Source organism: Alcanivorax xiamenensis (assembly GCF_009846745.1).
Lineage (GTDB): Bacteria > Pseudomonadota > Gammaproteobacteria > Pseudomonadales > Alcanivoracaceae > Alloalcanivorax > Alloalcanivorax xiamenensis.
Genome location: NZ_AQPF01000004.1, coordinates 64,907 through 89,387 on the forward strand (window position 1 = coordinate 64,907; position 24,481 = coordinate 89,387).

23 protein-coding genes are annotated in these 24,481 nt (G+C 61.7%); 10 read left to right on the forward strand and 13 right to left on the reverse strand.

The features are described 5' to 3' along the window. Positions 1-99 precede the first annotated feature (99 nt). Both A6D6_RS04360 and A6D6_RS04365 read right to left on the reverse strand, forming a co-directional pair. Positions 100-837: a pteridine reductase gene (locus A6D6_RS04360; protein ID WP_159660048.1), complete on the reverse strand. Its 738-nt coding sequence runs from the start codon at positions 835-837 to the stop codon at positions 100-102. After that, positions 822-2,066: a multifunctional CCA addition/repair protein gene (locus tag A6D6_RS04365; RefSeq protein WP_133491936.1), complete on the reverse strand. Its 1,245-nt coding sequence runs from the start codon at positions 2,064-2,066 to the stop codon at positions 822-824. The genes A6D6_RS04360 and A6D6_RS04365 overlap by 16 nt, the downstream gene beginning before the upstream one ends. 235 nt (positions 2,067-2,301) lie before the next feature. Between A6D6_RS04365 and A6D6_RS21810 the strand changes: the two genes are divergently transcribed. The 4 genes from A6D6_RS21810 to A6D6_RS04380 all read left to right on the forward strand — a co-directional run bounded on the left by A6D6_RS21810 (position 2,302) and on the right by A6D6_RS04380 (position 4,795). After that, the gene (locus A6D6_RS21810) at positions 2,302-2,526 is read left to right on the forward strand and encodes a hypothetical protein (protein ID WP_236563980.1); all 225 of its coding nucleotides are present in this window, start codon (positions 2,302-2,304) and stop codon (positions 2,524-2,526) included. Next, positions 2,508-3,200: a DMT family transporter gene (locus A6D6_RS04370; protein WP_236563981.1), complete on the forward strand. Its 693-nt coding sequence runs from the start codon at positions 2,508-2,510 to the stop codon at positions 3,198-3,200. Before A6D6_RS21810 ends, A6D6_RS04370 begins: the two co-directional genes overlap by 19 nt. Before the next feature lie 203 nt (positions 3,201-3,403). Then, positions 3,404-4,384 (forward strand): NAD(P)H-dependent flavin oxidoreductase, encoded by a 981-nt coding sequence (locus A6D6_RS04375; protein WP_159660049.1) that lies wholly within the window; start codon positions 3,404-3,406, stop codon positions 4,382-4,384. 87 nt (positions 4,385-4,471) lie between these two features. Next, positions 4,472-4,795: a hypothetical protein gene (locus tag A6D6_RS04380; protein WP_133491939.1), complete on the forward strand. Its 324-nt coding sequence runs from the start codon at positions 4,472-4,474 to the stop codon at positions 4,793-4,795. 194 nt (positions 4,796-4,989) lie between these two features. Here A6D6_RS04380 and A6D6_RS04385 read toward each other — a convergent pair whose 3' ends face one another. The 9 genes from A6D6_RS04385 to A6D6_RS04425 form a co-directional block, all read right to left on the reverse strand. Then, a complete protein-coding gene (locus A6D6_RS04385) occupies positions 4,990-6,486 on the reverse strand; it encodes a SpoVR family protein (protein ID WP_159660050.1) in 1,497 nt (498 codons plus the stop codon). Beyond that, a complete protein-coding gene (locus A6D6_RS04390) occupies positions 6,486-7,769 on the reverse strand; it encodes a YeaH/YhbH family protein (RefSeq protein WP_080530538.1) in 1,284 nt (427 codons plus the stop codon). Before A6D6_RS04390 ends, A6D6_RS04385 begins: the two co-directional genes overlap by 1 nt. A gap of 114 nt (positions 7,770-7,883) precedes the next feature. Then, complete coding sequence (locus A6D6_RS04395) at positions 7,884-9,806, reverse strand: PrkA family serine protein kinase (RefSeq protein WP_133491941.1); 1,923 nt, start codon at positions 9,804-9,806, stop codon at positions 7,884-7,886. Between the two features lie 391 nt (positions 9,807-10,197). Further along, positions 10,198-11,010, reverse strand: coding sequence for a symmetrical bis(5'-nucleosyl)-tetraphosphatase (locus tag A6D6_RS04400; RefSeq protein WP_159660051.1), 813 nt, complete (start codon positions 11,008-11,010; stop codon positions 10,198-10,200). Positions 11,011-11,166: 156 nt separating this feature from the next. Beyond that, on the reverse strand, positions 11,167-11,556 hold the full coding sequence (gene apaG / locus A6D6_RS04405; protein WP_133491943.1) for a Co2+/Mg2+ efflux facilitator ApaG/CorD: 390 nt from the start codon (positions 11,554-11,556) through the stop codon (positions 11,167-11,169). A 48-nt stretch (positions 11,557-11,604) separates the two neighbouring features. Continuing rightward, positions 11,605-12,378 (reverse strand): 16S rRNA (adenine(1518)-N(6)/adenine(1519)-N(6))-dimethyltransferase RsmA, encoded by a 774-nt coding sequence (gene rsmA / locus A6D6_RS04410; protein WP_133491944.1) that lies wholly within the window; start codon positions 12,376-12,378, stop codon positions 11,605-11,607. Further along, positions 12,375-13,352, reverse strand: a complete 978-nt coding sequence (gene pdxA, locus A6D6_RS04415) for a 4-hydroxythreonine-4-phosphate dehydrogenase PdxA (protein ID WP_133491945.1) — start codon at positions 13,350-13,352, stop codon at positions 12,375-12,377. Before pdxA ends, rsmA begins: the two co-directional genes overlap by 4 nt. Next, on the reverse strand, positions 13,349-14,647 hold the full coding sequence (locus A6D6_RS04420) for a peptidylprolyl isomerase (protein WP_133491946.1): 1,299 nt from the start codon (positions 14,645-14,647) through the stop codon (positions 13,349-13,351). Before A6D6_RS04420 ends, pdxA begins: the two co-directional genes overlap by 4 nt. Then, positions 14,640-16,913, reverse strand: a complete 2,274-nt coding sequence (locus A6D6_RS04425; protein WP_236563982.1) for an LPS-assembly protein LptD — start codon at positions 16,911-16,913, stop codon at positions 14,640-14,642. Before A6D6_RS04425 ends, A6D6_RS04420 begins: the two co-directional genes overlap by 8 nt. Positions 16,914-17,088: 175 nt before the next feature. Between A6D6_RS04425 and A6D6_RS04430 the strand changes: the two genes are divergently transcribed. From A6D6_RS04430 to A6D6_RS04450, 5 genes are read left to right on the forward strand one after another with little or no spacing between them, the layout of a single operon-like run. Continuing rightward, on the forward strand, positions 17,089-18,075 hold the full coding sequence (locus A6D6_RS04430) for an aminoglycoside phosphotransferase family protein (protein ID WP_133491947.1): 987 nt from the start codon (positions 17,089-17,091) through the stop codon (positions 18,073-18,075). Then, on the forward strand, positions 18,075-18,779 hold the full coding sequence (gene murU / locus A6D6_RS04435) for an N-acetylmuramate alpha-1-phosphate uridylyltransferase MurU (protein WP_159660052.1): 705 nt from the start codon (positions 18,075-18,077) through the stop codon (positions 18,777-18,779). Before A6D6_RS04430 ends, murU begins: the two co-directional genes overlap by 1 nt. Continuing rightward, positions 18,772-19,446 (forward strand): ribulose-phosphate 3-epimerase, encoded by a 675-nt coding sequence (rpe, locus tag A6D6_RS04440; protein WP_133491949.1) that lies wholly within the window; start codon positions 18,772-18,774, stop codon positions 19,444-19,446. Before murU ends, rpe begins: the two co-directional genes overlap by 8 nt. Then, entirely contained in the window at positions 19,447-20,241 is a 795-nt protein-coding gene (locus tag A6D6_RS04445) for an EamA family transporter (protein ID WP_159660053.1), read from the forward strand. 22 nt (positions 20,242-20,263) lie between these two features. After that, a complete protein-coding gene (locus A6D6_RS04450; protein ID WP_133491951.1) occupies positions 20,264-20,803 on the forward strand; it encodes a C40 family peptidase in 540 nt (179 codons plus the stop codon). A 267-nt stretch (positions 20,804-21,070) separates the two neighbouring features. Here the strand turns inward: A6D6_RS04450 and A6D6_RS04455 are convergent, their stop codons facing one another. Continuing rightward, positions 21,071-21,517 (reverse strand): winged helix-turn-helix transcriptional regulator, encoded by a 447-nt coding sequence (locus tag A6D6_RS04455; protein ID WP_133491952.1) that lies wholly within the window; start codon positions 21,515-21,517, stop codon positions 21,071-21,073. 149 nt (positions 21,518-21,666) lie between these two features. On the opposite strand from A6D6_RS04455, the gene A6D6_RS04460 reads away from it, so the two are divergent. Continuing rightward, entirely contained in the window at positions 21,667-22,779 is a 1,113-nt protein-coding gene (locus A6D6_RS04460) for an NADH:flavin oxidoreductase (RefSeq protein WP_159660054.1), read from the forward strand. Between the two features lie 344 nt (positions 22,780-23,123). Here the strand turns inward: A6D6_RS04460 and A6D6_RS04465 are convergent, their stop codons facing one another. Continuing rightward, the gene (locus A6D6_RS04465; RefSeq protein WP_159660055.1) at positions 23,124-24,437 is read right to left on the reverse strand and encodes an MFS transporter; all 1,314 of its coding nucleotides are present in this window, start codon (positions 24,435-24,437) and stop codon (positions 23,124-23,126) included. Between the last annotated feature and the right edge of the window lie 44 nt (positions 24,438-24,481).

Genomic DNA, 24,481 nt, shown 5'->3' on the forward strand with positions numbered 1-24,481 from the left:
ATTTTGACGGGCGGCCCCCACGGCCGTCCTCCGTCGCTGCGGTCTTGGTTACTAACCATAGCGGCAAAGGACGCCAGTGCCAATCCCCGGCGGCCGGCTTCAGGCGCCGGGGAAGGACAGAGAGCGGCCGCCGTCCACGGCGATGATCTGCCCGGTGATGTAAGGAGCGTGATTGGCGAGCCAGAGCACCGTGTTGGCGATGTCATCCGGGTCGCCGGCATGGCCCAACGGTAGGGCATCAAGAATCGCCTGTTGGGATTCCTGTCCCTGCTCCGGCCACAGAATCGGCCCGGGCGCCACGCCGTTGACGCGTACTTCAGGGCCCAGTTCCCGGGCCAGGCCGCGGGTCATCATCGCCAGCCCGGCCTTGGCCATGCAGTACAGCGGATGTTCTCGCAGGGGTTTTTCAGCGTAAACGTCCACCAGATTAACGATGGCGCCGTGATGTTGTTTCAGGGCCGGAGCCAGTGACTGGCTGAGCAGAAAAGGCGCCCGCAGGTTGCTGTGCATCAGTTGGTCCCAGTCCTCATCACTGGCCTGATGCAAAGGCGTGCGATAGAACCGGGAGGCGTTATTCACCAGTAGCCGCAGTCCGGGCTTCAGAGCCAGGGCCTGGGCGGCCAGTTGCCGCACCTGGCCGGGCACCACCAAGTCCGCGTACAGGCAAGCCGCGCTGTCGGCACGCTGCCGGTTAAGGTCGTCCACCAGGGTTCGCGCTTGTTCTTCGCTGTGGTGGTAGTGAATGATCACATCGTGGCCCGATTGGTGCAGGCGACGGGCAATGCGGGCGCCGATGCGGCGCGCGGCACCGGTGACCAGGGCTACGGGAGCGGCCATTTTTCCACGAACTCCTGTCGGTAAAGACGGATGGCGCGAATGCGTTTGCTTTCCAGGGCGCGGCCGAGCGCGGGGCCGGACAGGCCGGCCTGGCGCAGCCCCGCCACATCCACGGTGCGGACCACTTCGGCGACGCCGAGCAGGAATTCGCCTTGCGGAAAGGGGGCTTTGGGATCGGCCTGGCAGGTGCGGTAATCGGCTTCGCAGGCGTCAACGAAGAAGCGCAACCGGCGCGGCCGGCGGATCACATCCAGAGCGTGCAGGACTTCCCATACACGTGGCGGGCGCAGCTTGAGGACGCGACGCCCACGGTTCTGCCAGCGCGCCATGACGGCGGCGGCGTCCGCCATTTCCCTGGGGACCCTTAAGCGCTTGGACATTTCCAGTGCCAGGGTTTCGCTCTGCCTTTCGTAATTCTGATGACGCGGCCAGCGGTCCGGCGGCGTGCTGGCCTTGCCGAGATCATGGCAGAGCAGGGCGTAGCGAGCGGTCAGGGACAGATTCTGCCGAGCTGCCTGGGCCAGGCAGCGCCATTGATGGGTAAGCACATCCACGGTGGGATGATGGTCCGGAGACTGGGGGATGCCATCCAGGTTGGCCAGTTCCGGGAATAATTCCGCCAGCGCGCCGCATTCATGCAGGATGCGGAAGAACGTTTGCGGTGAGCGTTCCATCAGTGCCCGGCTGGTTTCCTTCCAGACCCGTTCCGGACTGAGGTGCCGCAGTTCGCCCGCCAGTACGATATCGGTCATCAGATCCATGGTTTCGCGGGCCACGCGAAAGCCCAGCCAGTGATAGCGGGCGGCGAAACGGGCCACCCGCAGAACCCGCAGCGGGTCCTCGGCGAAGGCGGGGGAGACATGGCGCAGCAATCGTTCCTTGAGATCGTTTTGACCGTTGTAGGGGTCAATCAAGCGGCCATCACTGGCGCGGGCCATGGCATTGATGGTCAGGTCCCGTCGCTTCAGGTCGTCTTCCAGCGTCACGTCCTCGGCGGTGTGAAAAAGAAAGCCGCCGTGGCCGTGGCCATGTTTGCGTTCCGTGCGGGCAAGGGCGTACTCCTCGCCGGTCCGCGGATGCAGGAACACCGGAAAGTCATTGCCCACGGGTTTGTAGCCTTGCGCCAAAAGAGTATCGGGGGTGCCGCCCACCACCACCCAATCTTTCTCCTTGACCGGCAGTCCGAGCAATTCGTCGCGGACCGCACCACCGACAAGATAGATATCCATCGTGTTCGCTATCGCTTCCAGGTAAACATTAGAATGTCATGTCTGGTCTGGCCGGAAAACCGCTTGGGCAGGGAATACGCTCGAATTCACCTCGAATGGTTATTTTCTGGTCTGCTGGCCCGCTTTGGTTTTCATTTTTGCTCTTTATTTTTCTTCTTCCGTCGCGATGTCCGGTATCGCGACGTCATGGTGCTCGCGCGGTTCCGGGAAGCGCGAAGTTTGGCGGGAGCCGGTCATGAATACCCTGTCGGCATACTTGATCGTGGTGGCGGTTTGGGCCACCACGCCTTTGGGGATCAAATGGAGTGGCGAGGCCATGCCGCCCTGGGCGGCGGCGGGCAGTCGCATGGCGCTGGCGGCGCTGCTCGGTCTGCTGTGGCTGGCCTGCGACGTCGGGCGCTGGCCAGTTACGCCGCCGCCTTGCCTGGTATTTTCGGTGCCATGGGATGCAGCTATGTAGCCGCGAGGACTTTGCCGTCCGGTCTGATTTCGGTGATGTTCGGGCTGGCGCCGTTGTTGTCCGGATTGATGATGCAGCTGATTCCCGGTGGGAGTCGTCTCAACGGCTGGCATTGGTGTGCCTGCGTGCTCGGTCTGCTGGGTCTGGCGCTGGTATTCAATGACAGCTTGCTGGCACTGTTCGGCGAGGGCGGCGATCAGCGCACGGCGGCGTTGGGTTGGATGCTGGTGGCGGTGACGCTGTTCGCCGGGTCGGCCATCGCGGTGCAGCGGGTGGCGGCGGGGCTGGCGCCGATGCAACAGACCGTGGGCGGTTTGCTCGCTTCGCTGCCGTGCTATGGCCTGGCGATCTGGTGGTCCGGTGAAGGCGCCGGGTTCAATGGCGACTGGCGTGGCCTGGGGGCTATCGTTTACCTGGCGGTGTTCGGGTCACTGCTGGGATTCTATTGCTATTTCCAGATCCTGGCGCGGCTGCCGGCGGCCACGGTGGCGCTGATTACCCTGATGACGCCGGTACTGGCATTGACGCTGGGCGCGCTGCTCAATGAGGAACGGCTGGCGCTGGCGGTGCTTGTCGGCGCGGTGGTGATCGTGATGGCCCTGGCGCTGTATTTGCTGGGCGACCGGCGGGTGCGGCGGGGTCTCAAAAGCGGGGCTCCGGTTGGCGAAAGATGACAGGCGATGACGGGAAATGACAGTCTACATGGCGTTTATCACCATTGAACCGGGCCTGGGGCCATGGTTTAGTGCTTCGTCATCGTTTGATTCGGATCATGGCCTGATTCGGGCATGTGGATACCAGCGCGCCAGCCGTCACCACGACGTCACCGGCCGATGCTTTGTCCGACCGCCCCTGGCTTAACGGGAGAGATAGTTTCATGAAAACACGTATTACCGAGATGCTGGGCATCGAGTACCCCATCGTGCAAGGTGGCATGCAGAATGTTGGCTATGCGGAACTGGCTTCCGCCGTTTCCAACGCGGGTGCTCTGGGGATCATCACCGGCCTGACCCAGCCGACCCCGGAAGACCTGGACAAGGAAATTCGCCGCTGCAAGGAAATGACCGACAAGCCGTTCGGGGTCAACCTGACCCTGCTGCCGACCATCAAGCCGGTGCCCTATGAGGAATACGTGCGGGTGATCATCGAAGCGGGCATCAAGGTGGTGGAAACCGCCGGCCGCAGTCCGGAGCCCTTCATGGCCCAGTTCAATGAGAACGGCGTCAGCGTGATCCACAAGTGCACTTCCGTGCGGCATGCCCTGAAAGCGCAGAAACTGGGCTGTTCCGCGGTCTCCGTGGACGGCTTCGAGTGCGCCGGTCACCCCGGCGAGGACGATGTACCCAACCTGGTGCTGCTGCCGGCGGCGGCCAAGGTGCTGGATATCCCGATGATTGCTTCCGGCGGTATTGGTACCGGCACGCAGATGGCGGCTTGCCTGGCGCTGGGCGCGGAAGGCATCAACATGGGGACCCGCTTCATGGCCACCAAGGAAGCGCCGATCCACGAGAACATCAAGAAAGCCATCGTCGAAGCCAGCGAGCTGGACACCGCGCTGGTGTACCGTCCGCTGCGCAACACTGCCCGTGTTTACAAGAACAAGGTGGCGGAGAAGGTCAACGAGATCGAGCGTGAAGCCGGCAAGGACATGAAGTTCGAGCTGATCCGCGACATGGTCGCCGGTACCCGCGGCAAGGTATCGCTCACCGAAGGTGATGTGGACTACGGTATCTGGACCAGCGGTATCGTGCAGGGGTTGATCGACAACATTCCTTCCTGTGACGAGCTGGTGCAGGAAATCATGAGCGAGTGCACCGAAACCATTCGCAATCGCCTGAACACTCTGTTGGCGGGTTGATTGATCGAAGTGCGGCCCGTGAGCGGCCCGTCCGCTCACGGGCCGTGAATACGGTCTCCGCGGCTGATACGGGTTACGGAGGAGGAAATGGCATCCATTCCTGAAAGAGACTGGAAAGCACTCAGATCCTTGAAGGGAGAGATGCTCAATGAGGCTTGCGAGCGGATTCTGAGGCAAGCGGAGAGTATTCTGGCCGACCGGGAAGGCAGGGAGCATGAACGCTATCTGGAGCTGTGGAAATTACTGAGGGAAGAGGACGAGGACATCGCCTTGATGTTCGATAATCTGACCCGTAATCATGCCTATCTAAAGTTGCTTGCCATGCGTTCCCGGGGCGTGTTGTCCGATGAGCGTCTGTCCCGCTTCAGTGAAGAAACTCGGAAAAGACTGCAAAGAAGCCTGGAAGATTGAATTCGGGTGATAACGCGTTATATTCGCTGCCAAGGCAGCTTCCCACAGAGAGCTACGAAGCCGCTGTGGGAAGCTGCCTTGGCAGCGAATCGCCAGCCGATTGGAAGGACCTCGTGCTTGCCGATTACCTCGAAGCGGGGCTGTGTTGTCCCCGATAGAGAGGCTATTCTTGTTATTCCGCGACGAACCTTTATTCATTGCCCACCCTGAATTGACTGACGCTCAACGACCGTGCCGTTGTCCACGCTGTCCAGGTGCACGTCGAATCCCCACAAGCGATGCAGGTGCTTGATTACCTCCCGGCTGCTGCTTTCATCCAGAGGACGATGATGCTGGCGGACATGCTGTAACACCAGCGAGCGATCGCCCCGCACATTGGCCTCGTAAACCTGGATATTCGGCTCCTGGATGCTCAGGTTGTGTTGTTCGGCCAGTTTGTTGCGCACCTTTTGATAACCGCGCTCATCGTGGATCGCGTTGATCTCGATGTATTCCTTCTCGGTATCATCCAACAGGCTGAACAGCTTGAACTCCCGGATCAGGCGCGGGGACAGGAACTGCTGGATAAAGCTTTCGTCCTTGAAGCTTTCCATGGCGAATTTGAGGGTCGCCAGCCAGTCGCTACCGGCGATATCCGGGAACCAGTAACGGTCTTCGTCGTCCGGATCCTCACAAATGCGCCGCAGATCCCGGAACATGGCGAAGCCCAGGGCATAGGGGTTGATGCCGGAGTAATACTGGGAGTCGAAAGGCGGCTGATAGACCACCTGGCTGTGGTTGTGCAGAAACTCCAGCATGAAGCCATCGGTGACCTGTTTTTGATCATAGAGATCGTTGAGCAGGGTGTAATGCCAGAAGGTGGCCCAACCCTCGTTCATGACCTTGGTTTGACGCTGTGGGTAAAAGTACTGGGCCAGTTTGCGCACGATGCGGATGACCTCCCGCTGCCAGGGTTCCAGTAGCGGGGCGTTCTTCTCGATGAAGTAAAGAATGTTCTCCTGGGGCTCGGACGGAAAGCGCTCGATCTTTTCGCGCCGTTGTGTTGCTGGCTGCAGGTCCGGAAAGGTGCGCCATAGCTCGGAGACCTGTTTTTGCAGGGCGGCTTCCCGCTCCCGCTGCCGCCGCCGTTCTTCCTGGGCGGAAATCGGCGTCGGCCGCTTATACCGGTCCACCCCATAGTTCATCAGGGCATGGCAGGAGTCGAGGATGTCCTCCACCGCGTTGACGCCGTGGCGTTGCTCGCATTCGGCGATGTATTTGCGAGCGAACACCAGGTAATCGATGATCGCCGAGGCATCGGTCCAGGATTTGAACAGATAGTTGCCTTTGAAAAAGGAATTGTGGCCATAGCAGGCGTGGGCGATGACCAGCGCCTGCATGGTGATGGTGTTTTCCTCCATCAGATAGGCGATGCAGGGGTTGGAGTTGATCACGATCTCGTAGGCCAGCCCCATTTGTCCGCGCCGGTAACGGTTTTCCACCTCCACGAACTGCTTGCCGAAGGACCAGTGGTGGTAGCCCACCGGCATGCCCACGGAGGAATAGGCGTCCATCATCTGTTCCGAGGAAATGACCTCGATCTGATTGGGGTAGGTGTCCAGAGCGTACTTGCCGTGCGCCAGCTCGGAGATCGCCTCGTCATAGCGGGCAAGCAGGTTGAAGTCCCAGTCGGAGCCGGTGGACAAGAGCATCAGGCGGCCTCCATGCGTTTATGGAACAGCTGGCGGAATACCGGATATATATCCGCCGGGTCGTCGATCTGTGCCATGGAGAAGACGTCCGGGTGGCGCCCCATGATGCCCTCATATTGGTCCCAGAGTGCCTGGTGGGCGCGGGGCATGACCTCCACATAGGAGAAGTGCTGCATGCGCGGCAGCAATTCCTTCTCCAGTAACCCGGCACAGCCGGGAGAGTCATCGTTCCAGTTGTCGCCGTCCGAGGCCTGGGCGCCGTAGATGTTCCATTCCTCCACCGGGTAGCGTTCCTTGATGATGTCCCGGGTCAGTTTCAGGGCGCTGGAAACGATGGTGCCGCCGGTTTCCCGGGAGTAGAAAAACTCCTCTTCATCCACCTCCTTGGCGCTGGTGTGATGACGTATGAATACCACCTCGGTGTGCTGGTAGTTGCGTTGCAGAAATAAATAAAGCAGCAGGAAGAAGCGCTTCGCCAGGTCCTTCATGTCCTGGTTCATGGAGCCGGAAACATCCATGATGCAGAACATCACCGCCCGGCTCACCGGCACCGGGACCTTGATATGGTGGTTGTAACGCAGATCCACGGTATCGATGAAGGGAATGCGATCGATACGCCGGCGCAGGCGCTCGATATGTTCGTCCAGTTCCGCCAGGCGAGCCTGACGCTGAGGGGATTGATCCTGCTGCAGCAGGGCTTCCCGCTCCTCTTCCAGTTCACGTAGCCGGCGGCGGCTGGCGGCGGTCAACGCACGCCGGCGCATGGAGGCCTGGCGCATGGAGCGGACGATATTGATCTTGGCCGGCATGCCATGACTGACAATGCCGCCGTGGCGGATCTGGAAGGTCCGGGTGCCTTCCAGGTGCCGTTTCACCAGATTCGGCAGCGCCAGATCCTCGAACAGAAAATTGAGGAATTCCTGGGGGTCGATTTCGAAGGCGAAATCGTCCTCGCCTTCTCCCTGATTGCTGGCGTCGCCGGAGCCACTACCTTGTCCGCCGCCACCACTGGGGCGCTTGATCCGGTCGCCTTGCTGAAACTCCCGATTGCCTGGGTGGACGATGTTGCGCTGGCCGCCGGGGCCGTGATGGAAAATGGGCTCGGAAATGTCCTTGCGAGGAATGACGATGCGCTCGCCTTGCTCCATTTCCTTGATGGAGCGCTTGCCCACGGCGTCATTGACCGCTTCACGAATATGTCGCCGGTAGCGCTGCAGAAACCGTTGCCGATTCACCGCACTCTTGTGCTTCCCATTGAGACGCCGGTCGATGATATAACTCATTGAGCTCTCCAGTCTCGGCCGATAGGGCGATGGGACTGTGTTTCGCGGGCACGGGGCAGGATGTCAAAAGGGCCCGGCCCGCGTCACTATTCACTGTTCACTATTCATTGCCCTTTACTGCGCCTTGCGCACCCGCAGGTACCACTCGGAAAGCAGCCGAACCTGTTTCTCGGTGTAGCCGCGATCCATCATCCGTTTGACGAAGTTGTCGTGTTTGCGGCGATCCTCTTCGCTGCCTTTCGGGTTGAAGGAAATGACCGGCAACAACTCTTCGGTATTGGAGAACATTTTCTTCTCGATCACGTCACGGAGCTTCTGGTAGCTGAGCCAGCTCGGGTTGCGGCCACTGTTGTTGGCGCGCGCCCGCAATACGAAGTTGACCACCTCGTTGCGGAAATCCTTGGGATTGGAAATGCCCGCCGGCTTTTCGATTTTCTCCAGTTCCTCGTTGAGTGACTGGCGATCGAAGATTTCACCGGTATCCGGATCGCGGAATTCCTGATCCTGAATCCAGAAGTCGGCGTAAGTGACGTAGCGGTCGAAAATGTTCTGCCCGTATTCGGAGTAGGATTCCAGGTACGCGGTCTGGATTTCCTTGCCGATGAATTCCACGTAACGCGGAACCAGGTATTCCTTGATGAAACGATGGAACTGTTCCTGGCGCTCCTGAGGGAATTGCTCCTGCTCGATGCGCTGCTCGAGAACGTGAATCAAATGAACGGGGTTGGCGGCCACCTCGGAGTGATCGAAGTTGAAGACCTTGGAGAGAATCTTGAAGGCGAAGCGGGTGGACAGGCCGTCCATGCCTTCATCGACGCCGGCCATGTCCCGGTATTCCTGAATGGATTTGGCGCGTGGGTCCACGTCCTTCAGGTTTTCTCCATCATAGACACGTACCTTGGAATAAATGCTGGAGTTCTCCGGTTCGTTGATGCGGGTCAGCACCGAGAACTGGGCCAGCATATGCAACGTGTCCGGCGCGCATTGGGCATCGCGCAAACTGGAGTTGCGCAGCAACTTTTCGTAGATCATCTGCTCTTCGGTAACGCGCAGGCAGTATGGCACCTTGACGATATAGACACGGTCGATGAACGCTTCATTGTTCTTGTTGTTTTTGAACGTGTGCCACTCGGCTTCGTTGGAGTGGGCCAGCACGATACCATCGAAGGGGATGGCGCCCATGTGCTCGGTACCGTTGTAATTGCCTTCCTGGGTGGCGGTGAGCAAAGGGTGCAGCACCTTGATGGGTGCCTTGAACATCTCGACGAATTCCATCAGGCCCTGATTGGCGCGGCACAGGCCGCCGGAGAAAGCGTAGGAGTCCGGATCGTCCTGGGAGAAATCCTCCAGTTTGCGGATGTCCACCTTGCCCACCAGGGCCGAGATGTCCTGGTTATTCTCATCGCCGGGTTCGGTTTTCGATATGGCGATCTGATCCAGTATTGACGGGTAGCATTTCACCACCCGGAACTGGCTGATGTCGCCGCCGTATTCGTGCAAACGCTTGACCGCCCAGGGCGACATGATGGTGCGTACGTAACGGCGCGGGATCCCGTACTCCTCTTCCAGAATGGGGCCATCCTCGTCGGCGTCGAACACGGACAACGGCGACTCGTTCACCGGAGAGCCCTTGATGGCGTAGAACGGGACCTTCTGCATCAGGGCCTTGAGTTTCTCCGCCAGGGAGGATTTGCCACCACCAACCGGGCCGAGCAGGTAGAGAATCTGTTTCTTTTCTTCCAGACCTTGAGCGGCATGTCGGAAGTAGCTGACGATATTCTCGATAACCTCTTCGAGGCCGTAGAACTCGTCGAAGGCGGGATAGCGACGGATGATTTTGTTGGAGAAGATCCGGGACAGTCGTGGATCCTTGGAAGTGTCCACCAGTTCAGGTTCACCGATGGCCATGAGCATGCGCTCGGGAGCGCTGGCGTAAGCGCTGGGGTCGCTCTTGCAGAGCGCCAGATACTCCTCCAGGGACAACTCTTCCTGCTGAGTGGCGTCAAACCGGGCCTGATAATGGCTGATGATGCTCATTCCTCACTCCCTCCTGGCGGCGCTTGAATGTCAAGCCGTCACTTTCTACATGAAAATAAACCCTTAACGAAATGAATGCGGCGCGAAGATCATGGAATCCCGTCACGGGATGTCGATGACCGGCCTTGTCTTTAGCATGGCGCCAAAACGAACGCCAAGTCAAAGCCAGGCCGGCAAAAAAAAATCAATTTTTTTAAGGAACCTTTGAAAAATACCTCGTCATCCCGGGCCTGATCCGGGGTCTCCCTCTGGAGGGCGCGCCACTTCGCGGCGGGAGATGCCGGGTCGAGTCCGGCATGAGGTTTTTTAAGAGGTTCCCGAGCACCTTGATAAACCGGAGGCGGTGAACTTGGTCACCGCCGGGAGGGTGTGGGAATGGGGTTGCGGGCGATCAGGCGCACTCGCAGGTGATGCGCTGCCCGTCTTCCAGGCGCAGGGCGGTGAGCCGCCCGCCCCATACGCAGCCTGTATCCAGGGGGACCACGTCGTTGGCGCTGGCACGGCCTCCCAGCGCGGCCCAGTGGCCAAACAGGACGCGGCGCCCAACGTGGCGCCGGCGAGGATGTTCAAACCAGGGCATATAGCCCTCGGGAGGCTGCTCGGCCTCGCCTTTGCTGCCCAGATCCAGGTCTCCGGCATCGTTGACGAAGCGCATGCGGGTGAAATGGTTGGTGATTACTCGCCACCGCTCCGGCCCTTGCAGGTCGTCACGCCAGCCCGCCGGTTCGTTGCCGTACATGTGGGCGAAAAAGGTGCGCGCCCGCTCGCCATCGGCGAGTACGGCGGTGATTTCCCCGGCTCGTTCATGGGCTTGTTCCAGGCTCCATAGCGGGGGCATGCCGGCGTGGGACATCACTGCGTTGAATTCGGGCAGGTCGATCAGCAGCGGTTGGCGCTGCAGCCAGTCCAGCAGGGTATGCCGGTCCTCGGCCTCGAGGATTGGCGTCAGGGTGTCCTTGCCCCTCGCACGGGCCTGGCCGTGGGCCACCGCGAGCAGGTGCAGGTCGTGATTGCCCAACACGGTGAGAACATTGTCCCGCAAATCGTGGAGGAGCCGCAGAGTGCCGAGTGAATCCGGGCCGCGATTGACCAGGTCCCCGGCCAACACAAGTTGATCACGGTCCGCGTTGAAGTGGATCCGCTCCAGCAGGGCCTCGAAGGGGCCCAGGCAGCCCTGGATGTCGCCGATGGCATAGGTGCTCATAGGAAGGCCTCCTGGAAGCCATGCCGGGCGCCAGACGCTGGTTGCCGGACGCTAAAACCCGTGCCCGTGAGGATTGCGGTATGGATAACCGTTTTCAGTACTTGAGGGGAGTGGTGAGTTCGGTTTTTCATCATTGGCGTCCAGCGTCCAGCGCCGTCAATGCAAGGCCCGGTCGGCGGCCAGGGTGAAGGCCGGGATCGGCGCATTGAAGCAGGTGCCGTCCTCGGACAGCATCTGGTAGCTGCCACGCATGCTGCCCACGGCGGTTTCCAGGATGGCGCCGCTGGAATAGCGGAACTCCTGGCCCGGCGCCAGTTCCGGCTGCTGGCCGATAACGCCCTCGCCGTGAACTTCCTGTATGCGCTGGTCACCGTCGGTGATGATCCAGTGCCGGGTCAGCAGGCGCGCGCCGCGACTGCCACGGTTGATGATGCGGATATGATAGGCGAACGCCCAGCGTTTCTGGTCGGCGTCGCTTTGTTCCGGCAGATACTCGCTTTCCGCGAACACCTCGATGCCGTGGGCATCGTTGTTACTGTCACTCATGATTCCCTCTCGCGGGGTCGGAGCCCCGGCGGGCGGTATTCCCCGCCGTCAGCCGGTGGCGTTGGCCAGCGCGACGTAATCCGCCACCGAAAGATGATCGGGGCGCAGGCCAGGGTCGATGCCCAAGGCATCGAAAGTGTCCGGTTCCACCAGAGTCTTCAGCGCATTGCGCACCGCCTTGCGGCGTTGGGTGAAGGCCTGGTTGACCAGTTTGCCAAGATGGACCGGGTCCCGGGCCGGCCAGGGCGCGGTGGTGTGCGGAGTCAATCTGACCACGGCGGAGTCCACCTTGGGCGGTGGCTGGAACGCGCCCGGGGGCACGAAGAACAGATAATCCGCCTGACAGTGGTATTGCACCATCACCGACAGCCGGCCGTAATCACTGGTGCCGGGGGCCGCGGTGAGCCGGTCCACCACCTCTTTTTGCAACATGAATGTCATGTCGCTGATGATTTCCGCCTGCTCCAGCAAGTGGAAGATCAAGGGAGTTGAAATATTGTACGGCAAATTGCCCACCACCCGCAGCTTGAGGGCGCCGGCCAGGGGGCGAAAGTCGAAACGCAGGGCATCCGCCTGATGGATGGTCAGGCGTTCCTCGGGTACCGCCTCGCGCAGCAGGTGGATCAGATCCCGGTCCAACTCCACCACGTCCAGGTGCGCCACCTGCTCCAGTAGTGGATAGGTGAGCGCGCCGCGTCCGGGGCCGATTTCCACCAGCTTCTGGCCGGCGATCGGGGCCACTGTGCGGACCAGGCGATCAATAATGCCCGGGTCATGCAGAAAGTGCTGCCCGAAGCGTTTGCGGGCGCGATGTTCGGTCATGAGGAACGTTTCTCCACCAGTTCCAGAGCCAGGTCGATGGCGGCGTGCAAGCTGCCGGCCCGGATACGTCCGCTGCCGGCCAGATCGAAGGCGGTGCCGTGGTCCACCGACGTGCGGATGAACGGCAACCCCAGGGTGATGTTCACGGCTTCGCCGAAGCCGGCGTATTTGAGCACCGGCAGGCCCTGGTCATGGTACATGGCCAGCACCGCGTCGTGTTGCGCCAGCAATGCCGGCTGGAAGGCGGTGTCGGCCGGCACCGGGCCGGTGAGGCTCAGGCCCTGCTGGCGCAGGCGCGTCAGCGCCGGCTCGATGATCTCGATTTCTTCCCGTCCCAGGTGGCCGCCTTCACCGGCGTGAGGGTTCAGCCCCAGGACCAGGATGCGGGGCGAATCGATGGCGAATTTGTCGCGCAGGTCCTGGCACAGGATGTGCAGAGTGGTTTCCAGTGATGGACCGGTGATCGCCTCCGCCACCCGGGACAGGGGCAAATGGGTGGTGGCCAGGGCAACGCGCAGGGTTTTCGCGGTCAGCATCATCACGACTTGTTTCACGCCGGCCTGCTCGGCGAAGAACTCGGTGTGTCCGGTAAACGCCGGATCGGCGCCTTCACGGATGATGCTTTTGGCCACTGGTGCCGTGACCAGGGCGGAGAACTGGCCTTCCAGGCAACCCCGGGCGGCCCGCCCGAGCATTGTCAGGGTGCCGGAGGCGGTGGCCGGGTCCGGTTGGCCGGCGGTCACGGGGGCGCCGGCGGGGCAGTGCCAAAGCGCCGGGCTGGCGGGTGGGGCGTCGCCAGGTTGCCATTGTGGCCAGGTGGCCTGCAAACCCAGCGACCGGGCGCGATCGTGCAACACCCGCCGATCCGCCAGCACTACCAGGGCGGTGTCGGGATAGCGGCGCGGCAGATCCAGCATCAGATCCGGGCCGATACCCGCCGGGTCGCCGCTGGTGATGACGATCGGCGCGGTCATTGATCCAGTCGGATATCGACGTAGGCTTCCGCCCGCTTTTCCTGCAGCCAGGTTTGCAGTTCCTCGTCGAACCGTTGTTTTTGCAGAGCCTGGCGGGCGCGCATCTTGCGGAATTCGTCGCTCATGTCCGCCTCTCGTTGTTCCTCCACCAGCAGGAAATGGTAGCCGAACTGGGTTTGGAACACCGGGGACACCCGGCCCACCGGGGTGGATTCCATCATTTGCTCGAATTCCGGCACCATCTGGCCAGGCGTGACCCATCCCAGCTCACCGCCCTGATTGCGGCTGCCGGGGTCATCGGAATGCTCGCGGGCCACATCGGCCAGGCTGACACTGCCGCTGACCACCTGTTGATGGAGGCGCCGGGCTTCGGCCCGAGCCTGATTGTCGGTGGTCAGAGCGTCGGATTGAACCAGCACATGCCGTACCCGGTACTGGGTAACCACGTGCTCGCCCCCGCCGCCACGACGTTCGATCATTTTGAGGATGTGAAAACCGGCTCCGGAGCGCAGCGGCTCGGAAATATCGCCGGATTGCATATCAATGGCGGTCTCGGCGAAGAGGGTTGGCCACTGGGCCGCCGGCCGCCATCCCAGATCGCCGCCTTCCAGTGCTTGCGGGCCGTCCGACTGTTCCACCGCGGTTTCGGCGAAGTCCGCGCCGCCGCGCAGACGCTGAACGATGCCGTCGGCTTTGTTCCGGGCCTGTTCGATCTGATCCGGAGACGCGCCGCTGGGCACTTGCACCAGAATATGGCCAAGATGGAAGTCGGCGGCGAACATGCGCCGGCCCAGGTCGGAGCTGAGGAAGCGGTCCACTTCCCGGTCAGTGACACGCACCCGGGAGGAAACGGAGCGCTGCTGCAGGCGGGAAATGACCATGTCGTTGCGCACTTGCTCGCGGAACTCGGCCCAGGAGTAGCCGTCGGCGCGGACCGCGCTGGCGAACTGCTCCAGATCCATGTTGTTCTGCCCGGCGATGCCGGTCAGCGCCTGGTTGAGACTGCCGTCATCCACGCGGATACCACCGCGCTCCGCCAGTTGCAGTTGAATGCGCTCGATGATCATGCGATCGAGTACTTGCTCGCGAAGCACCTGGGCTGGAGGCAGAGGGCGGTTGTCCGCCTCGAACTGACCAACAATGCCGGCAACCCGGGACTGCAACTCACTTTCCATGATGGCGCCGTCGTTGACCACCGCGACGATGCGGTCAAGGATCCGCACCTGAGCCTGGGCATGGACCGCCAGGCCCAGACACAGACAGAAGGTCAGTAACGTCGACAAAACCCTATTCATATTCTCTCCTGTATCCGGAAATGCTGCGCTCCAACAGCGAGTCCACTCGCCCGCCAAAGCCGCCCAGTCCGGTCATTTCAATCTGCAACATCACGGTGGAGTCCGGTTCGAGGGTGCCGTCCCCATCATCGTCATAGAGTTCCCGCTGGCTCACCAGTCGTACCCGCCAGCAGCAGTTTCGGTATTCCGCGCCCGCCAGGGTTTCCTGGGTGCGATGGTTTTCAACGTCGTACATCCAGCGGCCGATCAGCCGCCAGTTGCGATGGACAGGCCAGATCGCCGCCACCTCTGACTGCCGCAGATTATCCTCCGGGCGGTCGTGGAAGCCCAGATTGAAAATCCGCCGCTCGCGGTCGTTGTAGCCGAGCCGCAGGGTGGAGCGCTGCCGCTGGCCGCCGGAGGTATCCCACTGGCCTTCGGAATAGAGGTACCAATCGCGGCCAAAGTTCCATCGCATGTCGGCCACCGCCGGCGTCTGGTCGGTGGTGTCTTCCCCGGCACCGTCCAGTTGCACTCTGCGGTCGTCCAGGTAATAGCCCTGGCCGACGCGCAGACGCAGTTGCTCGCGGCCATCGTCGTCGCGCAGGAAACGGCTGGTCAAGCCCACCGCGATCTTCTCTTCATCACCGATGCGGTCATAACCGATGTAGCGGTTTTCCCGGAACAGGGTGTTGTAGGAGAAGGTCAGTTCGCCGGCATCGAAATCCGGCAGATCGTCCTGGTTCTCGTAGGCGACCTTGTTGATGAACACCCGGGGTTCCAGGGTCTGGGTATAGCCACGGCCGAACAGGTTGGTGGAACGCTCGAAGAACATGCCGGCGTCGAGGCTGGCGCCCCAGGTGTTGAGGGAAGGTTCGCTGCCGCTGGGACCGCCATCATCCAGTTGATAGCGGGTGTGGTACAGGCGTGCTCTGGGCTCGACGTAACCCCAGCTGTTCTCCATCCGGGCGGACAGCGCCGGTTGCGCGTGCATGCGCACTCCGGTGGGGTTGTTGCTGGTGTCCTTGTCGCTGCGGTCGAAAGCGGTGACGTCACTGAGCCATAACATCCGCAGCGGGCCGACCAGATGCGGGCTGCCGGTCAGTTGCAGCTGTGGCAGCCGGCGATAGGGGTGAAGATCATCCGCCAGCGTCGGGTCGATGGTTTGCCAGGCCTGGAGCCGGCCCAGCGCTTGCCAGGTGCGGCCGTAGTAGCGCAGCTCCCCAACCCGTGGCAGGTGGGTCTGGGAACTCACCTGCAAGCCGGTATCCAGATCCTTGAAGTAGAAGTCGTCGGACACGTAATTCATGTCCACGTGCAGGCCCCAACGGCCGATGGAGCCGTCGTGGCGCCAGGCCGCCAACTCACGGTCCTGGTCGTCGAACTCCCGGTCCTGGAACAGCACACCGTAGCTGACCTGCCCCTGGCCATAGCGGCTCAGGTAGCGAAACTCGGTTTCCAGGCCGGCGCCACGGCCGTCCACATAACGCGGGGCGACGGTGGCGTCCATCTGCGGGTGCAGGTTCAGGTAGATCGGCTGGGAGAAGTCCAGGCCGCCGTTGTCGCTGGTGCTGATGGTGGGAAACAGCAACCCCGACTTGCGCCGGTCATCGATGGGGAAGGTGATCCAGGGCAGATAGAACAGCGGTACGTCTCTTACTCGCAACACCACGTTGCGCGCCTCGCCCCAGCCCTTGTCCCGGTCCAGCAGGATCTGCTCGCCAGAGAGACGCCAGCTGTTGGAGCCGGGCGGGCAGGTGGTATAGGTGCCGTTGAACACCGAGGTCAGGTTGCTGACCTGATCAATATACTCGGCGGAGCCGTGAGCGCCGGGGCCGAACAGGGAATAGCGGGCATTGCCCAGGCTGACCTGACGGCTGCTGGTCTGGCCGCTCATGGAATCGGCGAGAAAGGTGAATTGGTTGGACTCCAGACGCAACGGGGTGTCCACTTCGAATTTGCCGCTGCTGCGGTCGAACAAAGCGGAATTGGTGACCACCCGGGAACCGGGCTGCTCGATCAGGACGTCGCCGCTCATTTCGATCAGGCCGTCCTCGGACGCGCTGGTTTGATCGGCGGTGATGATGGTGTCGCTGGTCTCCGCCCGTGGGCCGACCCGGGGATTGTAATAAATACCGCCGCACCACACCGGAATGGGGCGCTGCAGCACCTCGGGAAGCTCGTTCATTGCCTCACGGTCAACCCAGTTCAGATCGTCCTTGGCTGCCGCGGTGCTGGCGAACCCCAGTACCAGGCAGGAAAACATCAGTCGTGAGTGCAGTGGCATCGGCTGCTCAGAACAGGTAAAAAGGCCGTCTTAAACCGCTGGACGCCCCCGTTGGCCGGGATTTGTCCCGGTGTTTCCCGATGCCGGCGCTCGGGGCGGGGCCACCTCGGGGCAGGAAACAGGGCGACACGGTAGTCTTCGTCAATCGCCGCAGTGTAAACGAATGGGATGGGCAATGCAGCCAGAGAAGGATGATCGGGATCCGCGCAAGTCCGCGTTGGATCAGTGGGTCGGTGAACAGACCGGCGAGGCGGTGATAGGTGTGCCGGCGTCCGTGGACGCCAGTTTTCGCCGCTATTTTCGTTATTCGCTGGAGCAGGGCTCGCTGGTGGCAATGGACGCTCCGCCGCCACAGGAAGACTGCCGGCCCTTTGTCGACGTGGCCCGGCGGCTGGCCGCCGCTGGCGTTAACGTGCCCCGGATTCGCGCCAGCGATCTGGAACGCGGCTATCTGCTGCTGGATGACCTCGGCACCGATACCTGGTTGCGGACCCTGAATGACGGCAATGCCGATGCCTGGTTCGGGCAGGCCATTGATACCGTGGTGCGGATGCAGGTCCATGCCGATGCTGACGGCTTGCCGGTCTATGACGAGGCGCTGTTGCGCCGGGAACTGACGCTGTTTCCGGAATGGTATCTGGCGCATGAGCGGTCCTTGGCTCTCGCCGACGAGCAGCAGGAGCGTCTGAACCGGGTGTTTGACCAACTCGTGGCGTCGGCTCTGGAGCAGCCCCGGGTGTTCGTGCACCGGGACTATATGCCGCGCAACCTGATGGTGACCGAACCCAATCCGGGGGTCATCGACTTCCAGGACGCGGTGCTCGGCCCGATCAGCTACGACCCGATCTGCCTGTTCAAGGATGCCTTTATCAACTGGCCCGAACCACGGGTGCTGGACTGGCTGCGGTTATACCATCAGCGCGGCCTGGCCGCCGGGTTGCCTCTGCCAGAGTTCGATCTTTTCTTGCGTTGGTGCGATCTGATGGGGGCTCAGCGTCATTTGAAGGTGATCGGTATCTTTTCCCGAATCCGGCACCGGGATGGCAAGCCGGGTTATGTGAAGGACGTTCCCCGTTTCTTCACCTACTTGCGCACGGTGATCGGCCGCCGCCCGGAACTGGCGGACCTGGGACGGTTGCTGGACGAGTGGGGGTGTCCCTGATGCGGGCGATGATCCTGGCGGCGGGCTATGGTAATCGCATGCGGCCGCTCACCGATCATACGCCCAAACCATTGCTGGAGGCGGGCGGCAAGCCGTTGATCGAGCATCTGATCGAAGGGCTGAGCCGTGCCGGCTTCGATGAACTGGTGATCAATACCGGCTGGCTGGGCGAGCAGCTGCCGGCGCGGTTGGGGGATGGGGAGCGCTTCGGTGCGCGGATCCGCTGGTCCCATGAAGGCACTCCACTGGAAACCGCCGGCGGTATTCTGCGTGCCCTGCCGATGCTGGGCGATGAGCCGTTCGCGCTGGTCAATGGCGATATCTGGACCGATTACGATTTCAGTCGCCTGAACCGCGACCTGGCCGCCGACCGTGCCCATTTGGTGCTGGTGGACAATCCGGCGCACCATGCGGACGGGGATTTCCATTTAACAGAGCAGGGCCGGGTACGGGATAATGGCGCGGCGCGGCTGACCTACGCGGGCATCGCCTGCCTGCATCCGGCATTGTTTCACGGCTTGGCATCCGGCGAGCAAAAGCTGGCGCCGCTGCTGCGCGCGGCCATGGCCGATGAACGGGTCAGCGGTGAATATCACCAGGGGCAGTGGTGGGATATTGGAACCCCGCGGCGCCTGGAACAACTGGATCAATTCTTACGCGTCCGAGCCGTGGGTTCGGGCGGTGCTGGAGAACTCGATGGGTAAGCAAACCCCCTGGATCGCGCCTTCCATTCTGGCCGCGGACTTTGCCCGGTTGGGAGAGGAATGCGAGGCGGTATTGGCCGCCGGCGCCGACGTGATTCATTTCGACGTCATGGACAATCATTATGTGCCGAATCTGACCATCGGTCCGATGGTATGTCAGGCACTGCGCAAACATGGCATCGAAGCCCCCATCGACGTGCACCTGATGGTGTCGCCGGTGGATGATCTGATCGCTATGTTCGCCGACGCCGGTGCCTCCATGATCACCTTTCACCCGGAAGCCTCCCGCCATGTGGACCGCTCCCTGCAACTGATCCGGGATGCCGGTTGCCAGGCCGGGCTGGTGTTGAATCCGGCGACCACGCCGGAGTGCCTGGAATATGTCATGGACAAGCTCGACATGATCCTGCTGATGAGCGTGAACCCGGGCTTCGGTGGGCAGAAGTTCATCCCTGGCACTTTGAACAAGATCAAGCAGGTGCGCGCCCTTATCGACCAGCAGGACCGGCCGATCCGTCTGGAAGTCGATGGTGGCGTGTCGGAGAAGAACATCCGCGAGGTGGCCGGCGCCGGCGCCGACACTTTTGTCGCCGGGTCCGCCATTTTCGGCAAGACCGACTACCGGGCGGTGATTGAACGGATGCGTGCCGAACTGGCCCTGGCCTGAATGAGCGGCATCCGCACCCGTGCCGCCGGGCACGGCGAAATGCTGGTGTGGTCGTTGCTGATCGGGACTTCCTTTCCCACCGCGGAATATCTGGTTCGGGACGCGCACCCGCTGCCTCTGACCGGAGTACGCTTTCTGATCGCCGCGCTGCTGCTGGCTCCGGTAGCCGCCCGGGTGGCGATCAACCCGCGCCGTTTGCTGATCTGGGCGATCCTGGGCGTGCTGCTGGCGGTGTTTTTCTGGGCCCAGTTCCAGGCTCTGCGAACCGTTGGCAGTATCGAGTTGTCTCTGTTGTACCTGCTGTCGCCGCCGGGTACCGCGATTCTGGCCTGGTACGCCAACCGGGAGTATCTGCACCCGGTGCCGCTGACGGTGTTTGCTCTGGCGCTGTATCTGGTGATCCAGTACTGGATTATGCCGACGCCCACTGATCTGCTGGCGCTGCTGGCGCGGCCGGGTAGCCAGATTTATTTGCTCGGGTGCGCGGCGGTGATCGGCTACGCGGTATTGTCCCGTGGGGCTATTTTGCGCAACTGGCTGCCCGCGGCGGCGGCCACCACCACGTTCTGGAGCCTGCTGTTCGCCGGCCTGTTGCTCTGCCTGGTGGGTGTGACGCGATTACCGGAAGTGACGCAGTGGCATTGGGAGCAGTGGTGGCGGCTGGTTTATCTGGCGGTCTTTACCAGCATCCTTTCCTATTGGTTGATGCAGAGGGCGTTGCAGAAGCTGCATCCGGCCATCGTCGTTGCCTACGGCGCGGTGGTGCCGTTATGGGTGGCGCTGCTACCCTTTTGACGAGGAAGAAACGGACTATCGAATGCGCCTGGTAAGCGGAGTGATACTGTTGTGCGTGCTGCTGGCCGGTTGTGCCAGCCGGCCGGTGGTGGTGGAAGATCGAAACGAGCCGGAGCCGGGCGGCCACGCGGACCCGGAACAGACCGTGTCTATGGAGGATTACTCCGTGGATATGGCCAATCCGGGGATGGTGCACGCTTTGCTCAGCGCGCAGCTGCGGGAATGGGAAGGCACGCCTTACCGGCTGGGCGGGATGACCCGCAAAGGTGTTGATTGCTCCGGCTTTGTGTTCCTGACCTTTCATGATCGCCTGGGCGTGCGCCTGCCGCGCACCACGGACCAGCAGGCGAGGGTGGGGGAGAAAGTGGCCAAGGATCAGTTGCAGACCGGTGACTTGGTGTTCTTCCGCACGGGCCGCGGTGTTCGTCATGTGGGGATCTATATGAACCACGGCCGTTTCATGCACGCCTCCACCAGCAGAGGGGTGATGATCTCGTCGCTGGACAATGTCTACTGGCGCTCCCATTACTGGACCGCCCGCCGTATCGAGACGCGCTTTTAAGACGCCGGACGTCTGACGCCAAGATCAACGCTCCCGCGCTCGGATGACATGGCGGTTGCGCAACCACTAGTGCCCCATAATTCGCTGGCACGCGTACACGCGGCACGCCAAACCCAAAGCCTGGAGAGATACAAGGCCGCTGTGGGAAGCTTGCTTGAAAGCGAATGTGTCAATGCCAGAGGTCCGTAATTCGCCAGCAAGCTGGTCTCCCACGGCGGCTTCGTAGTTCGATCCGTGGGAGATTCTGCTTTGGCAGCGAATGGTGTGTTAGCGTCCGACCTTGGTTTCCTCAAAACGCACATCGCGGACGGTCAGGGGCTGGCCGTCATCGCCCTCCACGTGGAGCTGGCGAATGGGATGGCCGCTGACCCTGTCCACCAGCCGCAGATCGTCCCGATTGCCGTTCCAGCGCTCGCTCCATTGCCGCAGCGCGGTGATCACCGTGAACAGGTCGCGGCCCTTGTCGGTGAGCCGGTACTCGTAGCGGGTGCCGTGCTCGCCGGCATCCACCTTGCTCATCACTCCACTGTCCACCAGCCGGTTGAGACGGTTGCAGAGGATATTCTTGGCGATCCCCAGCCGTTGCTGAAAGTCGACGAAACGACGGGTGCCCAGCATGGCTTCCTTGACCACCAGCAACGACCACCAGTCCCCCACTTGATCCAGGGCGCAGGCCACGGAGCAATCCAGGTCGTCAAAGCGTTTTCGGGTCACGGGCGGGCCCTCCAAAGGGATTTGGCATATGGAAGAACGTCTTCAGTCTATCCAAAATGGTTGCATGATGAAACCGTCCTGGTTTACGGTTGCGATCTGCAACCAAATTGGACGGCGGCCGGGGCCGCCACGACTCGGGAGAACCGGTTATGAGTACCTCGCTGGATGCGTTGTTGCGTCCGTTTGAACACAAATCCCTGAAACTGCGTAACCGCGTGGCCATGGCGCCGATGACGCGCAATTTTTCCCCGGATTACATTCCCAATGAGGATGTGGCCGCTTACTACCGTCGCCGAGCGGAAGGTGAAGTGGGCCTGATCATCACCGAGGGCACCACCGTGGGCCATGTGGCGGCCAATGGTTACGAGCGGGTACCGGCTTTTCATGGTGAGCTGGCCTTGGCCGGCTGGAAGCGGGTGGTGGACCAGGTCCATCAGGCCGGCGGCGCCATTATTCCCCAGCTCTGGCATGTCGGCTCGGTGCGCCGGCCCGGTATCGGCCCGGATAAGGACGTGCCCGGCTATTCGCCTTCCGGGTTGTTCAAACCGGGTAAGGAAAACGGTCACGCCATGACTCTGGAAGACATCGACGATGTCATCCGGTCTTTCGCCGAGTCCGCCCGCCATGCCCGCGATCTGGGATTCGACGGCGTGGAAATCCACGGGGCCCACGGCTATCTGCTCGATCAGTTCTTCTGGGAAGGCACCAATCAGCGGGATGACCAATACGGCGGCAACATGGACAACCGCGGGCGTTTCGTGGCGGACATCGTGCGCGCGGTGCGTGAGGCGGTGGGCGAGGACTTCGCAATCGTACTGCGGTATTCCCAGTGGAAGCAGCAGGATTATGAGGCCCGGTTGGCCACCACGCCGCAGGAACTGGAACGCTTCCTGACCCCGCTGGTGGATGCCGGCGTCGACCTGTTCCACGCTTCCACTCGCCGTTTCTGGGTGCCGGAGTTCGAGGGCTCTGATCTCAATCTGGCCGGCTGGACCCGCAAGTTGACCGGTAAGCCGACCCTGTCCGTGGGCAGTGTGGGTCTGGACGACGACTTCATCGGCCACAACAACCAGGGTATGGGCGGTACCGCCAACCCGGTGGGCATCGAGGAGCTGGAACGACGCATGGAGAATGACGAGTTCGATCTGATTGCCGTCGGCCGGGCGTTGCTGCAGGACCCGAACTGGCTGGTGAAGATGCGGGAAGGCCGCGAGCAGGAGATCGAGATTTTCACCAAGAAAGCGCTGGGTTCGCTGAGTTGAGTGAGGCGGAGTTCTGCTGTCCCATGGCTCGCTAACACGCAACACGCAACACGCAACACGCAACACGCCGTCACGCTAACACGCCTTGAAAACACCCGGTCATCCCGGGCTTGAGAGTTCAATGGAGAGCTCAATGAGCTTTCTGGAGACAGAGGGTCGAGGGGGAGACCGGTAGGGATATAGAAGGAGATGCCGGATCAAGTCCGGCATGGCGGGGTTCCTTTGGATTATGTCCCCAAGGCCCGCAAGCGGGCCTTGGGTTTGGCGTGCCGGCGTGTTGCGTGTAAGCGTGCCAGCGAGTTGTGAGACACCTCTGGCCCACGGGCCGCGATTCTTGTTGGGTGTTAACCCGCTTCCAATGACTTGTTGATGCGCAGCGCCAGCAGTGTGCAAATCACCCCGGACAACAGATAAACGCTGACGTAAGCCAGGCCGAACTTGGCCGATAGCCCCAATGCCACCAGCGGCGCGAAGGCGGCGCCGAACAGCCAGGCGAAGTCGGAGGTCAGGGCCGCTCCGGTATAGCGGAAGCGGCGCTGGAAGTTGGCGGTGACGGTGCCGGACGCCTGTCCGTAGGACAGACCCAGCAGAAAGAAGCCGACCAGAATGAAAATGTCCTGCTGTACCGCGTTACCGTTCATCAGTAACGGCGTGAACAGACTGAAAATCCCGATCAGCACCGCCAGCGAGCCGACGGTGGTGCGTTTGCCGATCCGCTCCGCGATCCAGCCGGAAGCGATGGTGCCGAAAATCGCCAGGATCGCCCCGATGGCCTGCACGATCAGCACGTCCGGCACATTCTGAGAGCCGTTCAGCACGATCCAGGACAACGGGAAGATGGTCACCAGATGGAACAGGGCATAGCTGGCCAGAGCGGCAAAGGCGCCGATGAAGATATTGTAGCCCTGCTCTTGCAACATTTTGCGCGTGCTCAGCGGCTCCAGCTCGCTCTCCTCCAGCGCCGCGGTGTACTCATGGGTCAGCACCAGCCGCAGGCGGGCGAACAGGGCCACCACGTTGATGGCGAACGCCACGAAGAACGGATAGCGCCAGCCCCAGCCGAGGAAATCCTCGGTGGACAGACTCATGTAGAGAAACAGGAACAGGACGCTGGCCACCAGGAAACCGATGGGGGCGCCCAACTGGCCGATCATGGCGAAGCGCGAGCGGCGGTTTTTCGGCGTGTTCAGCGCCAGCAACGAGGGCAAGCCGTCCCAGGACCCGCCCAGGGCCAGGCCCTGCAAGATGCGCAGCAGCGACAACACCAGGATGGCATAGCCGCCCAGCACCGCGTGGCCGGGCAGGAAGGCGATGCCGGCGGTGGCGGTGCCGAGCAGGAACAGGGCGGCGGTCAGTTTGACGCTGCGGCCCCAGTGGCGCTGGATGGTCATGAACAGCGCGGTGCCGAAGGGGCGGGCGATGAAAGCGAAGGAAAATATGGTGAAGGCGTACAGCAAGCCCTCGAGGCGGCCGGCGAAGGGAAAAAACACCGACGGAAACACCAGAACCGAGGCTATTCCATAAACAAAGAAGTCGAAGTACTCTGAGGTGCGGCCGATCACCACCCCCACCGCGATCTCGTTCGGCGCCACCGGTTGATGGACTTCCGGAGCGGAAGAGTAGGAGGACACGGCGGCGGAATCGTTAGTTGTTATCATTGCTGTACCTCACCAAATCAAGTCCAACCGATCATAATCACTTT